We start from the raw sequence: 18,215 nt of genomic DNA, 5'->3' as shown, positions 1-18,215 counted from the left end.
GCGCCCTCATTTGGAGAAGCAGGTTTATGAAACGACTGTCCGATATCAAGTTCTCGACCCTCGATCTGGTGCCTGTGCGCGAGAACGGCAGCCCCGCCCAGTCGCTGCGCAACTCGCTGGACCTGGCGCAACACGTCGAGAAGTTCGGCTACAACCGCTTCTGGGTCGCCGAGCACCACAACATGGATGGCATCGCCAGTTCCGCTACATCGGTGCTGCTCGGCTATCTTGCGGGCGGCACATCGACCATTCGTGTCGGTTCGGGTGGCGTGATGTTACCCAACCACGCGCCGCTGGTGATCGCGGAGCAGTTCGGCACCCTGGAAAGCCTCTATCCTGGCCGGATCGATCTGGGCCTTGGCCGTGCGCCTGGCTCCGATCAGATGACCGCGCGCGCGCTGCGCCGTGAACGCTCCGGCAGCGCCGATGACTTCCCGGAAGATGTCGCCGAACTGGTCCGCTACCTAGGCCCGCGAACCCCGGACCAACGCATCATCGCAATGCCGGGCACCGGTACGAATGTACCGGTCTGGCTGTTGGGTTCGAGCCTGTTCAGTGCACAACTGGCAGGTGAGCGCGGTTTGCCCTACGCATTCGCCTCACATTTCGCGCCGCGCTACATGCACGAGGCGATTCGCGTCTATCGCAACCATTTCAAGCCATCGGCCGTGTTGGACAAACCCTACGTGATGCTCGGTGTGCCGCTGGTGGCTGCCGACACCGATGAGCAAGCCGATTACCTGGCGACGTCGGTGTACCAAAGGATTCTCGCGCTCATGCGTGGTCAGAGCCTGGTGCAGCGTCCGCCGGTGGAATCCATGGATGGCCTGTGGCTACCCCATGAGCGAGAAGCTGTGCGTGATTTCCTGGGGTTGGCCATGGTGGGCAGCCCGCAGAAAATCCGCGCCAAACTGGACGTGCTCATTGAGCAGACTCAGGCGGACGAGCTGATTTTTACCTGTGACTTGTACGAACATTCCGATCGCGTGCATTCCTACGAACTGCTGGCGCAAGTCATGAAAGGTTGATGCGAAAACCCGATGACAAAAAAGCCGACGCCTTGGCGTCGGCTTTTAATAACGCACAGAAATCGGGCTATCGCTTGTAAACAATGACCTTGGTGCCGCTTTCACAGGTGCCGACGATTTGTCCGCCGGCCTCAGCGCCTTTATCGACGATTTCCAGTGAATAACCGGAAACGCCCTTGGCATCCAGTTTCGCTGCGATTTCGGCTTTCAGTTCTTCGCATGGCTTGCCGGCCGCAAACACAGAACCGGCAAGGCTCAACAAACCTGCTGCCAATATAAATTTCTTCATCGGTTGCATCCCCTGGTCGAATCAAAAGGGTTATCCAGCGGTCTGCCAGACGCGCTCATACAGCGCTTTGCCATTCCCTGTGGCATACGGCCAGCACGCAAGTTCAGAAGACTAGACTAAAGTCAGCTGCTGGCAATCCGGAACCCGACCTTAAGGGTCACCTGAAAGTGCGCGGCCTTGCCATCCTTGATATGCCCTCGGGTTTCGGTCACTTCAAACCATTCCAAATACTTGATGGTTTTACTGGCTTCGGCCAGTGCGTTGTTGATCGCATCTTCAATGCTGGTGGTGGACGAGCCGACCAGCTCGACTTTCTTATAGGTGTGATGGTCAGTCATGGCGTTCTCCTCGGCGTGTGAATTACAGCCTAGCAGTGATTTTTCCTATTACTTCAGTCGACACATCCGCAGTGAAGTTCAGATTTACTGCACTTTCTCCTTCACCTGAAGTCCCAACCAACACACGCTACTCATCACCAATGCAGGAGAGCCACCATGGCCAGCACTTCGTTACGTAAAGCCTCATTGCAAAGCATGGAAGCCGAGATCGAGAGTCTGCTCAAGTCGTTGGAAAGCCTTAAGGACGACACCTCGGACGAGTCGCGTAGAACCCTGAAAAGCCTGAAAGTCAACGCCGAGAATGCGTTGACGCATTCGCGACACCTACTCTCCGATGCCTATGAAGAGGTCAAGGTCAAAACCCGTGAAACCGGGATCGCCACCCGCGATTACGCTCAGGAACATCCCTGGACAACAGCCGGAGTCGCGGTGGGTGCGTTGGGCCTGTTGGCTGCTTATTTGCTGTGCAAGCGTGATTAATCCGCTCGACGCAGCTCATTCTTGAGCCACTGCGCCAGTTGCCGGGCGCGTCCGTCTGCGGCGCGCTTGGGCAGCCACAACGCCAGTTGCGCCGAGGTTTCGCTGAAACCCCAAGGTGCAACCAGGCGGCCAGCCTTCAAGTCCTCGGCCACTAACGGCTCGGGGGCAATCGCCACACCCAGCCCCGCAACGGCAGCCTCCAGCAAGTAATACAAATGCTCGAAGCCCTGACCATACGTCAATGTCCCGGCGTCGAGGTCGCGCTGCTGCGCCCAGCTTGGCCAGGCTTGTGGGCGTGATGTGGTGTGCAACAGTGGTTCGCTCAGCAGTGCCGTAGCAGGCGAGTGTTTTAGTCCTTCATAACCGGCAAAGCGCGGGCTCATGACCGGTCCGATGCGTTCGCTGGCCAGTTCGAAGACCTGCATGTCCGCTGGCCACGGCGGTTCGGCGAACACCAGGAGTGCGTCCAGCCCCGGCCGTCGTGGGTCGAGATCGCCTTCTCCGGCAGACAGGTGCAACCGAAGGTCTGGCAGATCCGCATTGAGCCGTCCCAGGCGCGGGATGAACCAGCGCGCCAACAGGCTTCCCGAACAACCAAGCACGAAGGGTGCGTCGGCGGTGCTTTGCGTGAGCTCAGCGCACACGGTGCGCAAGCGTTCAAACGCTTCGGCGCTCACATCGCGCAGTCGCATGCCGGCATCTGTGAGTTTAAGGCCGCGACCTTCCTTGATGAACAGGCTCACACCCAAGTGCTCTTCCAGCACTTTCAACTGACGGCTGACGGCGCCATGGGTCACGTGCAGCTGTTCGGCAGCCTGACTGACGCTGTTTAAGCGAGCAGTGGCTTCGAAGGCGCGCAAGGCGTTCAGCGGTGGGAGATCGTGGCTCATTAGATCTGTGAGTTTTCCTGACAGGTTGTGGTGATCTTATCGGTTTTCAGCCGAGGACGTCAGGGGTAGAGTGAAGCCCATTATCACTTCACGCATTCAACTGGAGCGCCCCATGACCCAGACTAATCTGCGCAACGGCCCCGACGCCAACGGCCTGTTCGGCGCGTTCGGCGGCCGTTACGTCGCTGAAACCCTGATGCCGCTGATCCTCGACCTGGCCCGCGAATACGAATTGGCCAAGGAAGATCCTGCCTTCAAGGAAGAGCTGGCCTATTTCCAGCGTGACTACGTCGGTCGTCCAAGCCCGCTCTATTTCGCCGAGCGCCTGACCGAATTCTGTGGTGGCGCCAAGATCTACCTCAAGCGTGAAGAGCTGAACCACACCGGCGCGCACAAGATCAACAACTGCATCGGCCAGATCCTGCTGGCACGGCGCATGGGTAAAAAACGCATCATCGCCGAAACCGGCGCCGGCATGCACGGTGTGGCCACTGCCACCGTGGCTGCGCGTTTCGGTCTGGACTGCGTGATCTACATGGGCACCACTGACATTGAGCGTCAGCAGGCCAACGTATTCCGCATGAAGCTGCTGGGCGCTGAAGTGATCCCGGTCGTGGCGGGCACCGGCACCTTGAAAGACGCGATGAACGAAGCGTTGCGTGACTGGGTGACCAACGTCGACAGCACGTTCTACCTGATCGGCACTGTGGCCGGTCCACACCCATATCCTGCAATGGTTCGCGACTTCCAGGCCGTGATCGGCAAGGAAACCCGTGAGCAGCTGCAAGCCCAGGAAGGCCGCCTGCCGGACAGCCTGGTAGCGTGCATTGGCGGTGGTTCCAACGCCATGGGCCTGTTCCACCCGTTCCTCGACGACAAGAGCGTCGAAATCATCGGCGTTGAAGCCGCTGGCTACGGCATCGAAACCGGCAAGCATGCGGCGAGCCTGAACGGTGGCGTACCGGGCGTATTGCACGGCAACCGTACCTTCCTGCTGCAGGACGACGATGGCCAGATCATCGACGCCCACTCGATTTCTGCTGGCCTGGACTACCCAGGCATCGGCCCGGAACACGCCTGGTTGCATGACATCGGCCGCGTTCAATACACCTCGGTGACCGACGACGAAGCCCTCGCCGCGTTCCACCAGTGCTGCCGTCTGGAAGGCATCATTCCTGCCCTGGAAAGTGCCCATGCCCTGGCCGAAGTGTTCAAGCGCGCACCGACCTTGCCGAAGGATCACCTGATGGTGGTCAACCTGTCCGGCCGTGGCGACAAAGACATGCAGACCGTGATGCACCACATGGAACAATCCAAGCAGGAGAAACACTGATGAGCCGCCTGCAAACGCGTTTTGCCGAACTCAAGGAACAGAACCGCGCCGCCCTGGTGACCTTCGTCACCGCGGGCGACCCGAGCTACGACACGTCCCTGGCCATCCTCAAAGGCTTGCCGGCCGCTGGTGCAGACGTGATCGAACTGGGCATGCCCTTCACCGATCCGATGGCCGATGGCCCGGCGATTCAACTGGCCAACATTCGTGCGTTGGGCGCCAAACAGAATCTGGCGAAAACCCTGCAAATGGTCCGCGAGTTCCGCGAAGGCAATCAAGAGACGCCGCTGGTGTTGATGGGTTACTTCAACCCGATCCACATGTACGGCGTGCCGCGTTTCATCGCCGATGCCAAAGAGGCCGGCGTTGACGGCCTGATCGTGGTCGATCTGCCGCCGGAGCATAACGGCGAGCTGTGCGACCCGGCGCAGGCCGCGGGCCTGGACTTTATCCGTCTGACCACGCCGACCACCGACGATGTCCGCCTGCCGACCGTTCTCAACGGCAGCTCCGGGTTTGTGTATTACGTATCGGTGGCCGGTGTGACCGGTGCCGGTGCCGCGACGCTGGAGCACGTTGAAGAAGCCGTCGCTCGTCTGCGTCGTCATACCGATCTGCCGATCAGCATCGGTTTCGGTATCCGCACCCCTGAACAGGCTGCGTCTATCGCGCGTCTGGCCGACGGTGTTGTGGTGGGTTCGGCATTGATCGATCACATCGCCAATGCCACCTCGCCGGAACAAGCGGTGGATGGCGTGCTGAGCCTCTGCTCGGCGTTGGCCGAAGGCGTGCGCAAGGCCCGCATCAGCTGAAAGTAACGTGCATCAAAAGATCGCAGCCTGCGACAGCTCCTACAGATGAAATGTGATCTGTAGGAGCTGTCGCAGGCTGCGATCTTTGCTTTCTAAGCTATCAAGGCAACTCCAGTCCGCCCGATGCCTTATGCAGTTTGCGCAGATGTTCGCCGATTTGCTTCACGTTGGCTTCATTGGCGGCCATCTCGGCGGCTCGGCTCGGTTCGAGCAGCGCCCTCACCTCTTTGTCGAGATCACCGGTCAGTGCCTGGAGTTTTTTCTGGCGCAAACTGGTTTCCGCTTCCAGATGCTGCGACTCGCTTGGCTGCGGCAATCCATAACCGCCAGTGCCCAGCAACTCCGCCGGGCGACTGAGGAAGCCACTGTTGTCGAGAATCTGCCTGAGCGTTTCGTTGGCCCTGTCCATGCCGCCGTTCTTCAGCTCTCGAGCGCCTAGATATCGCTGCTTCACTTCATCCTGAGCCAACAGCATCTGGCGCCGAAAGCTCGCCTGTTCCAATAGCAGCAAGGCTGCGCTGGTGCGCAAGTCAGCCTGGCCGAACCATTCGCGGCGCTCATGGGCTTTCAAGTCCAGCCATTCTTCGACGGTGTCCTGCTTGATCGGCAGGTGCTTCTTCAGCACTTCGAACATGGCTTGATAACGATCGCGGAAAGAGTCGAAGCGATAGCCCAGACGCAGGGCTTCCCGTTGATCGTTCAACACGCTGGTGTCCGCCAGTCCGCGGCCTTTCAACACTTCCAGCAAACCGTTGGGCATGATGTTGTCGAGGGCGACCAGTTGCGCATTGTTGGTGCCGCCGCGTAGCAGTTTCAGCTCTTCCACTGCGCAGTTGTTCGACAGGAAGAAGTAGTTGCCGTCGTAACTCCAGTGCATTTCGGCGGCACGCTCCACCACGCCATCGATCTCGCTGCGCGACAGGTTCAACGGCACGGAGGCCAGGCTGCGCAGTTCGGTCTTGGTGTATTCGTCGATGACCTGGGCAAGGGGCAAAACAAACAGGCGTGACGGGTATTTACCCACAAGTCCGTCCCAGCTCGACAGTTGAACGTCGCCGACGAAGGCGCGGTACGACAGCACCAGATGCTGATCCAGATCCAGCCGGCAATCCGGCCCGCGTGGACGGCCCGGTGCGCAGATCACCAGCCGCAACATGCTGTGGCCCCAGCGGCTGACCCAGTTCTGATTGGCCTCGGCCAGCAGATAGTCAACGGCGTAGACCCGTTCCGGATCAACGTGGCCTAACGGCGTTTTGGCGAAGTCATTACCGGCATTGAGGAAGGCGAAGGTTTGGCCGCAAGCGTTCCTGGCAGCGGGCGCCCAGCCAAAGCGTTCTTCGTAGTAGCGATACAGCGCGGGGCGACGGCAGGCGTAGCTCGGGTCGAGGAGGAAGTACTCCATGTTGACCGCGACGAACTCCTTCGGACTGCTTGTCTCGTAGATGTCCGGGCTGCGGGCGATCTGCCGGTTGTGCTGTTCGCGCTCGCCACGACGGCCGACGTATTGCTGCCACCCGGCGAGGTCAAGCAGGCGCGGATCGTCGCTGAGGGTAAAGCGCCGATCGGATTGGCTCCGGCATTCGTCCGGAATGCCAATCAGGCCCGAACTGTTACTGCGTTGGGTGCAACGCTGAATCAGTTTGCGCTCGGTATCCGACCACAGGCGCGAACGATCATAAATATGAGTCAACTCATGCAGGACGGTGGCCAGCATTTCCCGGCGCACAGTGCCGTGGGGGCGATAAGTCTTTTTGGTCGCGGCACTGCCGTCCGTGAGGCTGGCCAACAGATTGCGATTCAGATCGAGCTCCGAGACCAGTGATGCCTGTCCGTAGGCATTCTTGGGCATGTCATCGGTCCAGCCGACATCAATGCGCCGGTCCAGTTGCTCGATGAAGCGCGGCGGCAGGGCCTGCATGGCTTCATCGAGCAGGGCCTGGCTGGCTTGCTGTTGCGCGGGCGTCAGACCTTCGGTCTTGAGCTGTAATTGAAGGCCAGCGTGGGCCGTGTTGCCAAGCAGCAACAGGGCCCCGGCCAGCAGCCAGGCGCCTGGACCCTTCACAGTGCGAGGATGGCTTCGGCGAGATCCTGGTCACTGGCATCACGAGCTTCCGGCACGCGGGTGCGCAACAAATCAAACGCGGACTCCAGGTGTGCGCCACGAATATCGCCATTGCTGGCGACGAAGCTGGCGGCATCGTCCTGGGCTTCGCGGACAATCTTCGAATCGCGAATGGACGTGGTGGTATCGGAAGTGAAATCAAGTGTGCGCTGGGTAGCGCGAATCAGAATGTTACTGGTGGCGACCAGAGTTTGTGCCTGGGCCACGTCGGCCAACAGAAACAGGCCTAAGACGGCAGCAATGAGCGGGTTACGCATGGAACGACTCCAGATAAAACAAGGATAACTATTGGACGAGTATTGCCTGTGCCAGTTCAAGGTCGCCAGCATGAAGTTTCGGCTGGGTCTGGCGTAGATACAGCAGGGCCGCTTCCAGTTGCGCGCCTCTCAATCGACCGTCACTGGCAATGAATGCCGCGGCATCATCCCGGGCGTCGAGCAGTTTATGGTCGAAGGGGGCGGAGGTCACCAGGCTTGTGGCGTAACCGCTGGCAACCGTGCCTTGGGTAGACAGGTTGAAAGCGTCGTAGGCTTGGGCCGAACCGTTATAGCCAAGAGCAAGGAACACTGGAGCGATCAACAGATTTGAAAGAAAACGCATGAGACTCGACAGTTGCAAGTGAGTCCCAAGGCTAGCGTAAGGCCCATTCTAGAGCCAGCGCCGAAATATCGGGACGCGACCGGCGCGTCCCATATCAGCGGTTTCGCTTAGATCGACAGGATGGCTTGCGCCAGCTGTGCGTCTGTCGCATTCAACGCAGGCGCCTGGTGGCGAATGTGGTCGAGTGCGCTTTCGAGTTTTACACCGCGGATAGAGCCTTCGCTGGCGACGAAGCTGGCAGCGTCATCACGGGCAGCAAGCACGATCTTGTCATCCTTGAAGGACGACGTGACGTCGGACGTCGAATCGGAGCTCGACTTGAGTGCTCCAACGACGGCGTCGGTGGTCACGATGAAGCTGGTGGCGTGGGAATTGGCAGCCACGGCAAGCAAGGCTGCAGCGCTGAGCAGACGTAGTCGGGACATGGTGTTACTCCTTTGGAAAAGCTCGATGAGAGGTGCGTGCCCGGCCATTCAGCGCCGGAGCTTCGATCACCCCGTTCTGGTTGGATATTAGGCCTGTATATGTCGGTCGACCAGCCTGCTTGAAAAAACTCTGTGTAACAGCTGCAAGGTTAAACCTTACAGTTCAACTGTACCTGTGCATTTTTTGATTTTGTGAAACTGTACTATTTTTACTTTTTTGACCCTTAAACGACAAGACCCGTCGTGGTTTCCCACGACGGGTCTTGTTTGTTCAATTCGGGTGCTGGCGGTGGACCCTTCAGGTCAGAGCCAGCGACGCTAACTTAGCGCCAGAACGGCTTGCTCAGCTCTTCGTAGCGTTGTGCTTCGCTAATCCCGGCGTCAGCCAGCAGACGCGAATCCAGGCGAGCCAATTGGTGGCGGCTGGAGATGCGGCGCTGCCACAGCATCAGGTTGGCGATAACGCGCAGAGGCATGGAAGCCTGGGTTTTTGCAGCAGTGTTTTCGAAGAACAGTTCGGAACTGAGTGTACGTTCCATGGTTGACATCCTTCCGCTTGTGGCGGGATCAGGTAGTGGTTTAACTGGTGCCCATGTTCCTCTTCTTTGCCTAGTCTCTGTAGATACAGTTCATCTGTATTGTGAGAGCTCAGTTAACTGTTTATAGGGGGTGTACTGGTCTAAATTGAGGCAACTGTACCTATCTGCACTAATTCTGTGCATTTTTAGGTTTTTGGTCGGAGGGTGTAGGCTTTTTCGGTAGGAAATGACCAGTACAGCAGTACAGTTTTTTCAATAATAGAAACGGACAATGAGGAGCTGACGAAACTGTGTTTGCGTCAGCTCCTATCTGTATCAATTACTTCTTCAGCATTTGCCCGGTTTCTTCCAGGTTGATGTGCCAGCTCAGTGCATCGCGCAGGATATGCGGGGTGTGTCCACCGAGAGCACAAGCGGCTGTGAAGTAGTCATCAAGCGCCTGGCGATAATCCGGGTGCACACAATTATCGATGATGATGCGCGCCCGCTCCCGAGGCGCCAGGCCGCGCAGGTCCGCCAGGCCGACTTCGGTGACGAGGATGTCGACGTCATGCTCGGTGTGGTCTACGTGGCTGACCATCGGCACTACGCTTGAGATCGCGCCGTTCTTGGCGATCGACTTGGTCACGAAGATGGACAAATGCGCATTGCGCGCGAAATCGCCAGAACCACCGATCCCGTTCATCATCCGCGTACCGCAAACGTGAGTGGAGTTGACGTTGCCGTAGAGGTCGAACTCAAGCGCCGTGTTGACGCCGATGATGCCCAGGCGGCGCACGACTTCAGGATGGTTGGAAATCTCCTGCGTGCGCAGCACCAGTTTGTCCTTGTAGCGCTCCAGGTTGCCGAATACGTCGGCATTACGTCGACTCGACAAGGTGATCGAGCTGCCCGACGCAAAGCTCAGCTTGCCGGCGTCGATCAGGTCGAAGGTCGAGTCCTGAAGTACTTCGGAATACATCGTCAGGTCTTCGAACGGCGAATCGATCAGGCCGCACATCACCGAGTTGGCAATGGTGCCGATACCGGCCTGCAGCGGGCCGAGCTTGTTGGTCATGCGCCCAGCCGCGACTTCCTGCTTGAAGAAGTTGATCAGGTGGTCGGCAATGCCCTGAGTCTCGGCGTCTGGCGCCAGCACCGTGGATGGCGAGTCGCCCTGATTGGTGATGACGATGGCGACAATCTTTTCCGGTGGAATCGGGATGGCGGTGCTGCCGATACGGTCATCGACCTTGACCAGCGGAATAGGCGTGCGGGTCGGGCGATAGGTCGGGATGTAGATGTCGTGCAGACCTTCGAGGTTCGGGTTGTGCGCCATATTGATTTCGACAATGACGTGCTTGGCGAAAATCGCGAAGCTGGCCGAGTTGCCCACCGAAGTCGTCGGCACAATGTGCCCTTGTTCGGTGATTGCCACAGCTTCAATCACGGCGATGTCCGGCAGCTTCAGTTGCTGGTTGCGCAATTGCTCCACGGTCTCGGACAAATGCTGGTCGATGAACATGACCTCGCCGGCGTTGATCGCCTTGCGCAAGGTGCTGTCGACCTGGAACGGCATGCGTCGTGACAGCACGCCGGCTTCGGTGAGTTGCTTGTCGAGGTCGTTGCCCAGGCTCGCACCTGTCATCAGGGTGATCTTCAGCGGCGTGACCTTGGCGCGTTCGGCCAGTGCCTGTGGCACGGCCTTGGCTTCACCGGCGCGGGTGAAACCACTCATGCCGACGGTCATGCCGTCTTCAATCAAGGCGGCGGCTTCGGCAGCGCCCATCACTTTGTCCAACAACGAAGGCAGGCGAATACGGTCACGGTACATGGATTATTATCTCGGGCAACAAGTAACAGGACGTGCAGTCTAGTGAATTACGCCGAGTCCTGTCCCGCTACCAAGGTCGCAAAAGAGCTGTCTATTTCGGGCCTTTTGAGCAAAACACCATTACCGGATCGGTAACAAAAGCGTAGTTTTGTCCGACGATTTGCGCAAACAAAAACGCCCCGACGAATCGGGGCGTTCTGTATGCCGCGCAGAATTACTCGACGGCTTTGACCATGTCTTCGATGACCTTTTTAGCGTCGCCGAACACCATCATGGTTTTATCCAGGTAGAACAGTTCGTTGTCCAGGCCGGCATAACCGCTGGCCATCGAGCGTTTGTTGACGATGATGGTCTTGGCCTTGAACGCTTCGAGGATCGGCATGCCGGCAATCGGCGACTTCGGATCGTTCTTGGCGGCCGGGTTGACCACGTCGTTGGCGCCCAATACCAATACCACGTCGGCCTGGCCGAACTCGGAGTTGATGTCTTCCATCTCGAACACCTGGTCGTAAGGCACTTCGGCCTCGGCCAGCAATACGTTCATGTGGCCCGGCATACGACCGGCAACCGGGTGGATCGCGTACTTCACGGTCACGCCGCGATGAGTTAGCTTCTCGGTCAGTTCTTTCAGTGCGTGCTGTGCCCGCGCTACCGCCAGGCCGTAGCCCGGAACGATGATCACGGTGTCGGCGTTGGTCAGCAGGAAGGTCGCGTCGTCAGCCGAACCGGATTTCACCGGACGGGCTTCTTTCGAACCCGCCGGGCCGGCCGCATCCGCCGTATTGCCGAAGCCACCGAGCAGCACATTAAAGAAGGAACGGTTCATCGCCTTGCACATGATGTACGAGAGGATCGCACCGGACGAACCCACCAGCGAACCGGCGATGATCAGCATCGAGTTGTTCAGCGAGAAGCCGATACCCGCTGCCGCCCAACCGGAGTAGCTGTTGAGCATCGACACCACGACCGGCATGTCGGCGCCACCGATCGGGATGATGATCAGCACGCCGAGCACGAAGGCCAGGGCCAGCATCACTGCGAAAGCGGTGTAGTCGCCGGTGAGCATGAAGGTCACGCCCAGGCCCAGTGTCGCCAGACCCAGCAGCAGGTTCAGCTTGTGCTGGCCGGTGAACTGCACCGGGGCACCCTGGAACAGGCGGAACTTGTACTTGCCTGACAGCTTGCCGAACGCGATCACCGAACCGGAGAAGGTGATTGCACCAATGGCCGCGCCGAGGAACAGTTCCAGGCGATTACCGGCCGGAATTGCGTCGCCGAGCTGATGGACGATCCCCAGCGACTGTGGCTCGACCACGGCAGCCACGGCGATGAACACCGCAGCCAAACCGATCATGCTGTGCATGAAGGCGACCAGCTCCGGCATCTTGGTCATTTCAACGCGTTTGGCCATGATCGAACCGGCGGTACCGCCGATCAGCAGGCCGACGATCACGTAGACGATACCGTCCTGTGCCAGTTCGGCACCGAGCTTGTAGATCAGGCCGACCGTGGTGAGGATCGCCAGGCCCATGCCGAGCATGCCGAACAGGTTGCCGCGACGCGACGTGGTGGGGTGCGAAAGGCCCTTGAGCGCCTGGATGAAGCAGACCGAGGCGATCAAATACAGGGACGTAACCAGGTTCATGCTCATGCTTGCTGCACCTCAGCCTTGACTGCTTCAGCCTTGGCGGCCGGCGCTTTTGCTGGCGCTTTCTTCTTGAACATTTCCAGCATGCGACGGGTGACCAAAAAGCCACCGAACACGTTCACCGCGGCCAGGGCCACAGCCAGAGTGCCCATGGTCTTGCCCAGTGGCGTCACGGTCAAAGCCGCTGCCAGCATGGCACCGACGATCACGATCGCCGAGATCGCGTTGGTCACCGCCATCAACGGGGTGTGCAGCGCAGGCGTCACGTTCCAGACCACGTGGTAACCGACATAAATCGCCAGCACGAAGATGATCAGGTTGTAGATACCGTCAGAGATCAGCATGTCTTCCATTGTTTTTATCCTCAGCCGTTCTTGCGCACGATCTGGCCGTCGCGGCACATCAGGCACGCGGCGACGATGTCGTCTTCAAGGTTGATCACCAGTTGTCCTTCTTTATCGAACAACAGTTTCATGAAGTCCAGCAGGTTGCGGGCATACAGCGCCGAAGCGTCAGCCGCCACCGCGCCGGCCAGGTTGGTCGGGCCGACAATGGTCACGCCATTCTCGATGACCACCTGATCGGCCACGGTCAGCGGGCAGTTGCCGCCCTGGGCTGCCGCGAGGTCGATGACCACCGAGCCCGGCTTCATCTGCGACACGGTTTCCGCGCTCAACAGCGTCGGAGCCTTGCGACCCGGAATCAGTGCGGTAGTGATGACGATGTCAGCCTGCTTGGCGCGTTCGTGTACGGCCGCGGCCTGGCGCTGCATCCAGCTGGCTGGCATAGGGCGTGCGTAACCGCCGACACCGACGGCGCATTCACGCTCTTCATCGGTCTCGTACGGCACGTCAACGAACTTGGCGCCGAGGGATTCGATCTGCTCTTTAACCGCAGGACGCACGTCAGACGCTTCGATCACTGCACCCAGGCGTTTGGCCGTGGCGATCGCCTGCAAGCCGGCAACACCGGCACCGAGAATCAGCACGCGCGCCGCTTTCACGGTGCCCGCAGCGGTCATCAGCATTGGCATGAAGCGCGGATAGTGGTGAGCAGCCAGCAACACGGCTTTATAACCGGCGATGTTGGCTTGCGAGGACAGCACGTCCAGGCTCTGGGCGCGTGAGGTACGAGGCGCCGCTTCCAGAGCGAAGGCAGTAATGCCGCACTCGGCCATTTTTGCGATGGTTTCATTGCTGAACGGGTTGAGCATGCCCACCACAATGGTGCCGCTCTTGATCAGTGCGAGCTCGCTGTCACTGGGGGCGACAACTTTGAGAATCAGCTCTGCACCAAACGCATCGTTGGCGCTGCCAATGCTTGCGCCTGCCGCTTCATAGGCACTGTCGACAACGCTGGCATTAATGCCGGCGCCGCTTTGTACAGTGACCTTATGGCCCTGGCCGATCAGCTTCTTGATGGTTTCCGGGGTTGCAGCAACCCGTGTTTCACCGGTCTGGGTTTCGAGAGGAACACCAATGTGCACGTCAAATCTCCTGCGTGATCTTATTGAGTAAACCCATGCACTACGGATGGTGCGGCTGGGGCGGCCGATCAGCACGATCCCGCCAAATCAGGGCGGGGCGCGGCATTTTGCAGGCGAACTTTGTGCCCTTCAAGGGATTATGACGGGTGACGGAAAATTAACTACAAGTCACCCCGTGACCGAATGTCGCAACCGACAGGCCCGATCCCTTGTAGACCGTGCTTTGTAAGGATTTTGAGCGAAATTCAATAATTTGCACATCGGCCGTATGAATGATGCGGCATCGTCGCAAAATAGTGGCGCAAAGCCGCGTCAACCGGCGCTTGTGGGACGATTGTTCGGCTGCTTAGTACAGTTTGCTGTTACGCGACAAATACTTATATCTGTAGGGCTTTGTGTTTGCTGACTACGAGGTCAGATAATGGCTTCGAGCCTTTATCCTTCTAGGCTGTAGCCGTGGGCCTGATTTACCAGCCAGTCACGAAAGGCCCTTAATGACGCGGATTCGACCTTTCGCTCTGGAATCATCAGGTAATAGGCCTTAATGCTGGAGAGTGCCTGAGGGTTGGCAATCACCAGGCGTTTCTCGGCCAGTTCACGCTGAATCAGGAACGGCGGGATCAGGGCAATGCCCATGTCGTGCATGGCTGCTTGGGCAAGCATGGAGAATAGTTCGTAGCGCGGTCCTGTCATGTCTCGGGGGACATTCAGGTGTTGAGAGTCGAACCATTGGCGCCAGGCGTAAGGGCGTGTGGTTTGTTGCAGGAGGGGCAGGTCAGCGATTTCGCCGGGCGTCAGAAGAGGCTTTTTTCCCAGTAAGTTGGGGCTGCACACAGGCATCGGATTTTCACCCATCAACCTGTGGGATTCCGTACCTGACCAATCTGCATCGCCGAAATAGATTGCCGCGTCGAATTCGGTGTCTGCAAACAGAAACGGGCGTGTGCGGTTGGTCAGGTTGACTGTCACCTCAGGGTGTTTTTGCTGGAAGTCCTTGAGGCGCGGCAGCAACCACTGGGTGCCGAAGGTCGGAACCACGGCCAGCTCAATCACATTGGCGCCCTGCTGGCCCATGACCGACAGCGTGTCTCGTTCAACGGCATCGAGCTGGGTGGCGACGCGGCGACTGTAGGAAAGTCCGGCCTCCGTCAGCTTCACTCCGCGTCTCGAGCGTCGGAACAGTTCCACGCTGAGGAACTCCTCAAGGCTGGCGATCTGTCGGCAAATCGCCCCTTGGGTCAGCGACAATTCCTGGGCTGCCTTGGTAAAGCTTTCATGGCGTGCTGCCGCCTCGAAGCTGATCAGGGCGGTGGTACTGGGAATCTTCCTGCGCATGTACGTCAACCTCACTAATGCATCGCATAAAGGCTCTTCTGCGACGTTTCGAAGTGAGAAATTAGCACAACAGTATGCGAAATCCTCGTTTGCCGAGACGACGAACCCGGCCTAGGATCAGTCCACGTTATTTGACCTGTTTCGAGAGGACACACTCATGGCCGGTAAAGCTAGCTTCAACTGGATCGATCCACTGCTGCTGGATCAACAGCTTACTGAAGAAGAGCGCATGATTCGCGACACCGCTGCGCAATTCGCCCAGCAGAGTCTTGCGCCTCGCATTCTTGAAGCTTTCCGCCATGAGAAGACCGATCCGGCGATCTTCCGCGAGATGGGCGAAGTTGGCCTGTTGGGCGCCACCATCCCGGAGGAATACGGCGGCAGCGGTCTGAACTATGTCAGCTACGGCCTGATCGCCCGAGAAGTCGAGCGTATCGACTCTGGTTATCGTTCGATGATGAGCGTGCAGTCTTCGCTGGTGATGGTGCCCATCAATGAATTCGGTACCGAAGCCCAGAAGCAGAAATACCTGCCGAAACTGGCGTCGGGTGAATGGATCGGTTGCTTCGGTCTGACCGAGCCTAACCACGGTTCCGACCCGGGCGCGATGATTACTCGTGCACGCAAAGTCGAAGGCGGCTACAGCCTGACCGGCAGCAAAATGTGGATCACCAACAGCCCGATCGCCGATGTGTTCGTGGTCTGGGGCAAGGACGATGCTGGCGACATCCGTGGCTTCGTACTGGAAAAGGGCTGGAAAGGCCTGAGCGCTCCGGCGATTCACGGCAAGGTCGGCCTGCGGGCGTCGATCACCGGTGAGATCGTCATGGATAACGTGTTTGTTCCGGAAGAGAACATCTTCCCGGATGTCCGTGGCCTGAAAGGTCCTTTTACCTGCCTCAACTCCGCGCGCTACGGCATCTCCTGGGGTGCATTGGGTGCCGCCGAGTTCTGCTGGCACACCGCTCGTCAGTACACCCTGGATCGTCAACAGTTCGGTCGCCCATTGGCCGCTACTCAGTTGATCCAGAAAAAACTGGCCGACATGCAGACCGAGATCACCATGGCACTGCAAGGTTGCCTGCGTCTGGGGCGTATGAAGGATGAAGGCACGGCGGCGGTCGAAATCACCTCGATGATGAAGCGCAACTCTTGCGGCAAGTCCCTGGACATCGCCCGCATGGCTCGTGACATGCTGGGTGGCAATGGTATTTCCGATGAGTTCGGCGTTGCACGTCACCTGGTCAACCTGGAAGTGGTGAACACCTACGAAGGTACGCACGACGTCCATGCACTGATCCTGGGTCGTGCGCAGACTGGCCTCCAGGCGTTCTATTAATAGGAGAACGTCCATGGGCGCGCTATCGCATCTACGGGTACTGGATTTATCGCGGGTGCTGGCAGGGCCTTGGGCCGGGCAGATCCTGGCCGACCTTGGCGCCGAAGTGATCAAGGTCGAGCGCCCGGGCAACGGTGATGACACGCGTGCCTGGGGGCCGCCGTTCCTTAAAGACGCCTATGGCGAGAACACCAGCGAGGCCGCCTACTACCTGTCGGCCAATCGCAACAAGCAATCGGTCACCATCGACTTCACGCGTCCAGAAGGGCAGAAACTGGTTCGTGATCTGGCCGCCAAGTCGGACATCCTGATCGAGAACTTCAAGGTCGGAGGCCTGGCGGCTTATGGTTTGGACTATGAGTCGCTGAAGGCAATCAATCCGGATCTGATCTATTGCTCGATTACCGGGTTTGGTCAGACTGGACCGTATGCCAAGCGTGCTGGTTATGACTTCATGATCCAGGGGTTGGGCGGGCTCATGAGCCTGACTGGGCGACCTGAAGGCGAAGAAGGTGAAGGACCGGTGAAGGTGGGCGTCGCGTTGACGGACATTCTGACCGGGCTCTACTCGACAGTCGCGATCCTGGCGGCGCTTGCGCATCGGGATCACGATGGTGGTGGTCAGCATATCGATATGGCCTTGCTCGACGTCCAGGTGGCATGCCTGGCCAACCAGGCGATGAACTATCTGACCACGGGCAATGCGCCAAAACGTTTGGGTAATGCTCATCCGAACATCGTGCCGTATCAGGATTTTCCTACGGCGGATGGTGATTTCATCCTTACCGTGGGTAATGACGGACAGTTCCGCAAGTTCGCGGAAGTGGCTGGGCAGCCGCAGTGGGCAGACGACCCGCGCTTTGTGACCAACAAATTGCGGGTGGCTAACCGGGCAGTGCTGATTCCGCTGATACGTCAGGCGACAGTGTTCAAGACTACGGCGCAATGGGTGGCACAGCTGGAGCAAGCTGGTGTTCCGTGCGGGCCTATCAATGATCTGGCACAGATGTTTGCCGATCCCCAGGTCAAGGCGCGTGGCTTGGCAATCGAACTGCCGCATGCGCTGGCCGGAATAGTGCCTCAGGTAGCGAGTCCGATTCGTCTGTCGGAGACGCCGGTGGAGTACCGTAATGCGCCGCCTTTGCTGGGTGAGCATACGCTGGAGGTGTTACAGCGGGTGCTGGGAATGGATGCTTCGGTGGTGTCTGCTTTCAAAGCGTCCGGCGTTCTTTGATTATGTCTTCTATATAGAGGCGCGTATTTGCACCTCTATATAGAGGGTAGGCAGGTCCTTTCTGCAAGCTATTGATAGAAAAGCAAAATCAGTGCTTGACGGCAGATCTCAGGTGTCTATAATTCGCCCCACTTCCGGCGCAGTCGAAACGGAAAATTCCTTGGTAAACAAAGAGTTACGCAGTTTTCGGCAGCAGGTTGCTTCAGTTCATCGAAGCCAAAAGGAAGTTGAAAAAGAGGTGTTGACATCAGCGGGTAACGCTGTAGAATTCGCCTCCCGCTGATGAGAGATCTGAAGCGCAAGTGGTTGAAGTTGTTAAGGAAATCCTTGAAAACTTCTGAAAATAACCACTTGACAGCAAATGAGGCTGCTGTAGAATGCGCGCCTCGGTTGAGACGAAAGATCTTAACCAACCGCTCTTTAACAACTGAATCAAGCAATTCGTGTGGGTGCTTGTGGAGTCAGACTGCTAGTCAACAGATTATCAGCATCACAAGTTACTCC

The 18,215-nt window shown here is 58.3% G+C and carries 19 protein-coding genes; 6 read left to right on the top strand and 13 right to left on the bottom strand.

Annotated features, from left to right (window positions below):
* The first annotated feature begins 26 nt into the window (after window positions 1–26).
* Complete coding sequence (locus tag CKW19_RS21245; protein WP_095059700.1) at window positions 27–1,028, top strand: LLM class flavin-dependent oxidoreductase; 1,002 nt, start codon at window positions 27–29, stop codon at window positions 1,026–1,028.
* A 67-nt stretch (window positions 1,029–1,095) separates the two neighbouring features.
* Here the strand turns inward: CKW19_RS21245 and CKW19_RS21240 are convergent, their stop codons facing one another.
* A complete protein-coding gene (locus CKW19_RS21240; protein ID WP_095059779.1) occupies window positions 1,096–1,317 on the bottom strand; it encodes a DUF1161 domain-containing protein in 222 nt (73 codons plus the stop codon).
* A 122-nt stretch (window positions 1,318–1,439) separates the two neighbouring features.
* Complete coding sequence (locus CKW19_RS21235) at window positions 1,440–1,655, bottom strand: dodecin (protein ID WP_095059699.1); 216 nt, start codon at window positions 1,653–1,655, stop codon at window positions 1,440–1,442.
* A 156-nt stretch (window positions 1,656–1,811) separates the two neighbouring features.
* Between CKW19_RS21235 and CKW19_RS21230 the strand changes: the two genes are divergently transcribed.
* The gene (locus tag CKW19_RS21230) at window positions 1,812–2,135 is read left to right on the top strand and encodes a YqjD family protein (RefSeq protein WP_095059698.1); all 324 of its coding nucleotides are present in this window, start codon (window positions 1,812–1,814) and stop codon (window positions 2,133–2,135) included.
* Here CKW19_RS21230 and CKW19_RS21225 read toward each other — a convergent pair.
* Entirely contained in the window at window positions 2,132–3,025 is an 894-nt protein-coding gene (locus tag CKW19_RS21225) for a LysR family transcriptional regulator (RefSeq protein ID WP_095059697.1), read from the bottom strand. The genes CKW19_RS21230 and CKW19_RS21225 overlap by 4 nt on opposite strands.
* A gap of 112 nt (window positions 3,026–3,137) precedes the next feature.
* Here CKW19_RS21225 and trpB point away from each other — a divergent pair, with 112 nt between their 5' ends.
* Together trpB and trpA are read left to right on the top strand one after the other, a co-directional pair.
* The gene (gene trpB / locus CKW19_RS21220) at window positions 3,138–4,358 is read left to right on the top strand and encodes a tryptophan synthase subunit beta (protein WP_008002146.1); all 1,221 of its coding nucleotides are present in this window, start codon (window positions 3,138–3,140) and stop codon (window positions 4,356–4,358) included.
* On the top strand, window positions 4,358–5,170 hold the full coding sequence (gene trpA, locus CKW19_RS21215) for a tryptophan synthase subunit alpha (RefSeq protein WP_095059696.1): 813 nt from the start codon (window positions 4,358–4,360) through the stop codon (window positions 5,168–5,170). Before trpB ends, trpA begins: the two co-directional genes overlap by 1 nt.
* A gap of 100 nt (window positions 5,171–5,270) precedes the next feature.
* Here the strand turns inward: trpA and CKW19_RS21210 are convergent, their stop codons facing one another.
* The 10 genes from CKW19_RS21210 to CKW19_RS21165 form a co-directional block, all read right to left on the bottom strand.
* A complete protein-coding gene (locus CKW19_RS21210; protein ID WP_095059695.1) occupies window positions 5,271–7,232 on the bottom strand; it encodes a DUF4105 domain-containing protein in 1,962 nt (653 codons plus the stop codon).
* Window positions 7,229–7,549 (bottom strand): DUF2388 domain-containing protein, encoded by a 321-nt coding sequence (locus CKW19_RS21205; protein ID WP_095059694.1) that lies wholly within the window; start codon window positions 7,547–7,549, stop codon window positions 7,229–7,231. Before CKW19_RS21205 ends, CKW19_RS21210 begins: the two co-directional genes overlap by 4 nt.
* A gap of 28 nt (window positions 7,550–7,577) precedes the next feature.
* Window positions 7,578–7,892, bottom strand: coding sequence for a DUF2388 domain-containing protein (locus tag CKW19_RS21200; RefSeq protein ID WP_095059693.1), 315 nt, complete (start codon window positions 7,890–7,892; stop codon window positions 7,578–7,580).
* A gap of 107 nt (window positions 7,893–7,999) precedes the next feature.
* On the bottom strand, window positions 8,000–8,317 hold the full coding sequence (locus CKW19_RS21195) for a DUF2388 domain-containing protein (protein WP_095059692.1): 318 nt from the start codon (window positions 8,315–8,317) through the stop codon (window positions 8,000–8,002).
* Between the two features lie 323 nt (window positions 8,318–8,640).
* Window positions 8,641–8,856 carry a DUF1127 domain-containing protein gene (locus tag CKW19_RS21190; RefSeq protein WP_095059691.1) on the bottom strand — a complete coding sequence of 72 codons (216 nt, stop codon included), beginning with the start codon at window positions 8,854–8,856 and terminating at the stop codon, window positions 8,641–8,643.
* Between the two features lie 319 nt (window positions 8,857–9,175).
* Window positions 9,176–10,669: an acetyl-CoA hydrolase/transferase family protein gene (locus tag CKW19_RS21185; RefSeq protein ID WP_095059690.1), complete on the bottom strand. Its 1,494-nt coding sequence runs from the start codon at window positions 10,667–10,669 to the stop codon at window positions 9,176–9,178.
* 214 nt (window positions 10,670–10,883) lie between these two features.
* Entirely contained in the window at window positions 10,884–12,320 is a 1,437-nt protein-coding gene (locus CKW19_RS21180) for an NAD(P)(+) transhydrogenase (Re/Si-specific) subunit beta (RefSeq protein ID WP_095059689.1), read from the bottom strand.
* Window positions 12,317–12,670 carry an NAD(P) transhydrogenase subunit alpha gene (locus CKW19_RS21175; RefSeq protein ID WP_057712569.1) on the bottom strand — a complete coding sequence of 118 codons (354 nt, stop codon included), beginning with the start codon at window positions 12,668–12,670 and terminating at the stop codon, window positions 12,317–12,319. Before CKW19_RS21175 ends, CKW19_RS21180 begins: the two co-directional genes overlap by 4 nt.
* Window positions 12,671–12,681: 11 nt before the next feature.
* Window positions 12,682–13,803 carry a Re/Si-specific NAD(P)(+) transhydrogenase subunit alpha gene (locus tag CKW19_RS21170; RefSeq protein ID WP_095059688.1) on the bottom strand — a complete coding sequence of 374 codons (1,122 nt, stop codon included), beginning with the start codon at window positions 13,801–13,803 and terminating at the stop codon, window positions 12,682–12,684.
* Between the two features lie 435 nt (window positions 13,804–14,238).
* Complete coding sequence (locus CKW19_RS21165; RefSeq protein ID WP_095059687.1) at window positions 14,239–15,138, bottom strand: LysR family transcriptional regulator; 900 nt, start codon at window positions 15,136–15,138, stop codon at window positions 14,239–14,241.
* Window positions 15,139–15,295: 157 nt separating this feature from the next.
* On the opposite strand from CKW19_RS21165, the gene CKW19_RS21160 reads away from it, so the two are divergent.
* Complete coding sequence (locus CKW19_RS21160) at window positions 15,296–16,477, top strand: acyl-CoA dehydrogenase (protein WP_095059686.1); 1,182 nt, start codon at window positions 15,296–15,298, stop codon at window positions 16,475–16,477.
* 13 nt (window positions 16,478–16,490) lie between these two features.
* Window positions 16,491–17,711 (top strand): CaiB/BaiF CoA-transferase family protein, encoded by a 1,221-nt coding sequence (locus CKW19_RS21155; protein ID WP_095059685.1) that lies wholly within the window; start codon window positions 16,491–16,493, stop codon window positions 17,709–17,711.
* Window positions 17,712–18,215 lie beyond the last annotated feature (504 nt).

This window comes from Pseudomonas sp. Irchel s3f7 (assembly GCF_900187615.1).
GTDB lineage: Bacteria > Pseudomonadota > Gammaproteobacteria > Pseudomonadales > Pseudomonadaceae > Aquipseudomonas.
This window is presented reverse-complemented; position numbering and strand designations above follow the sequence as displayed.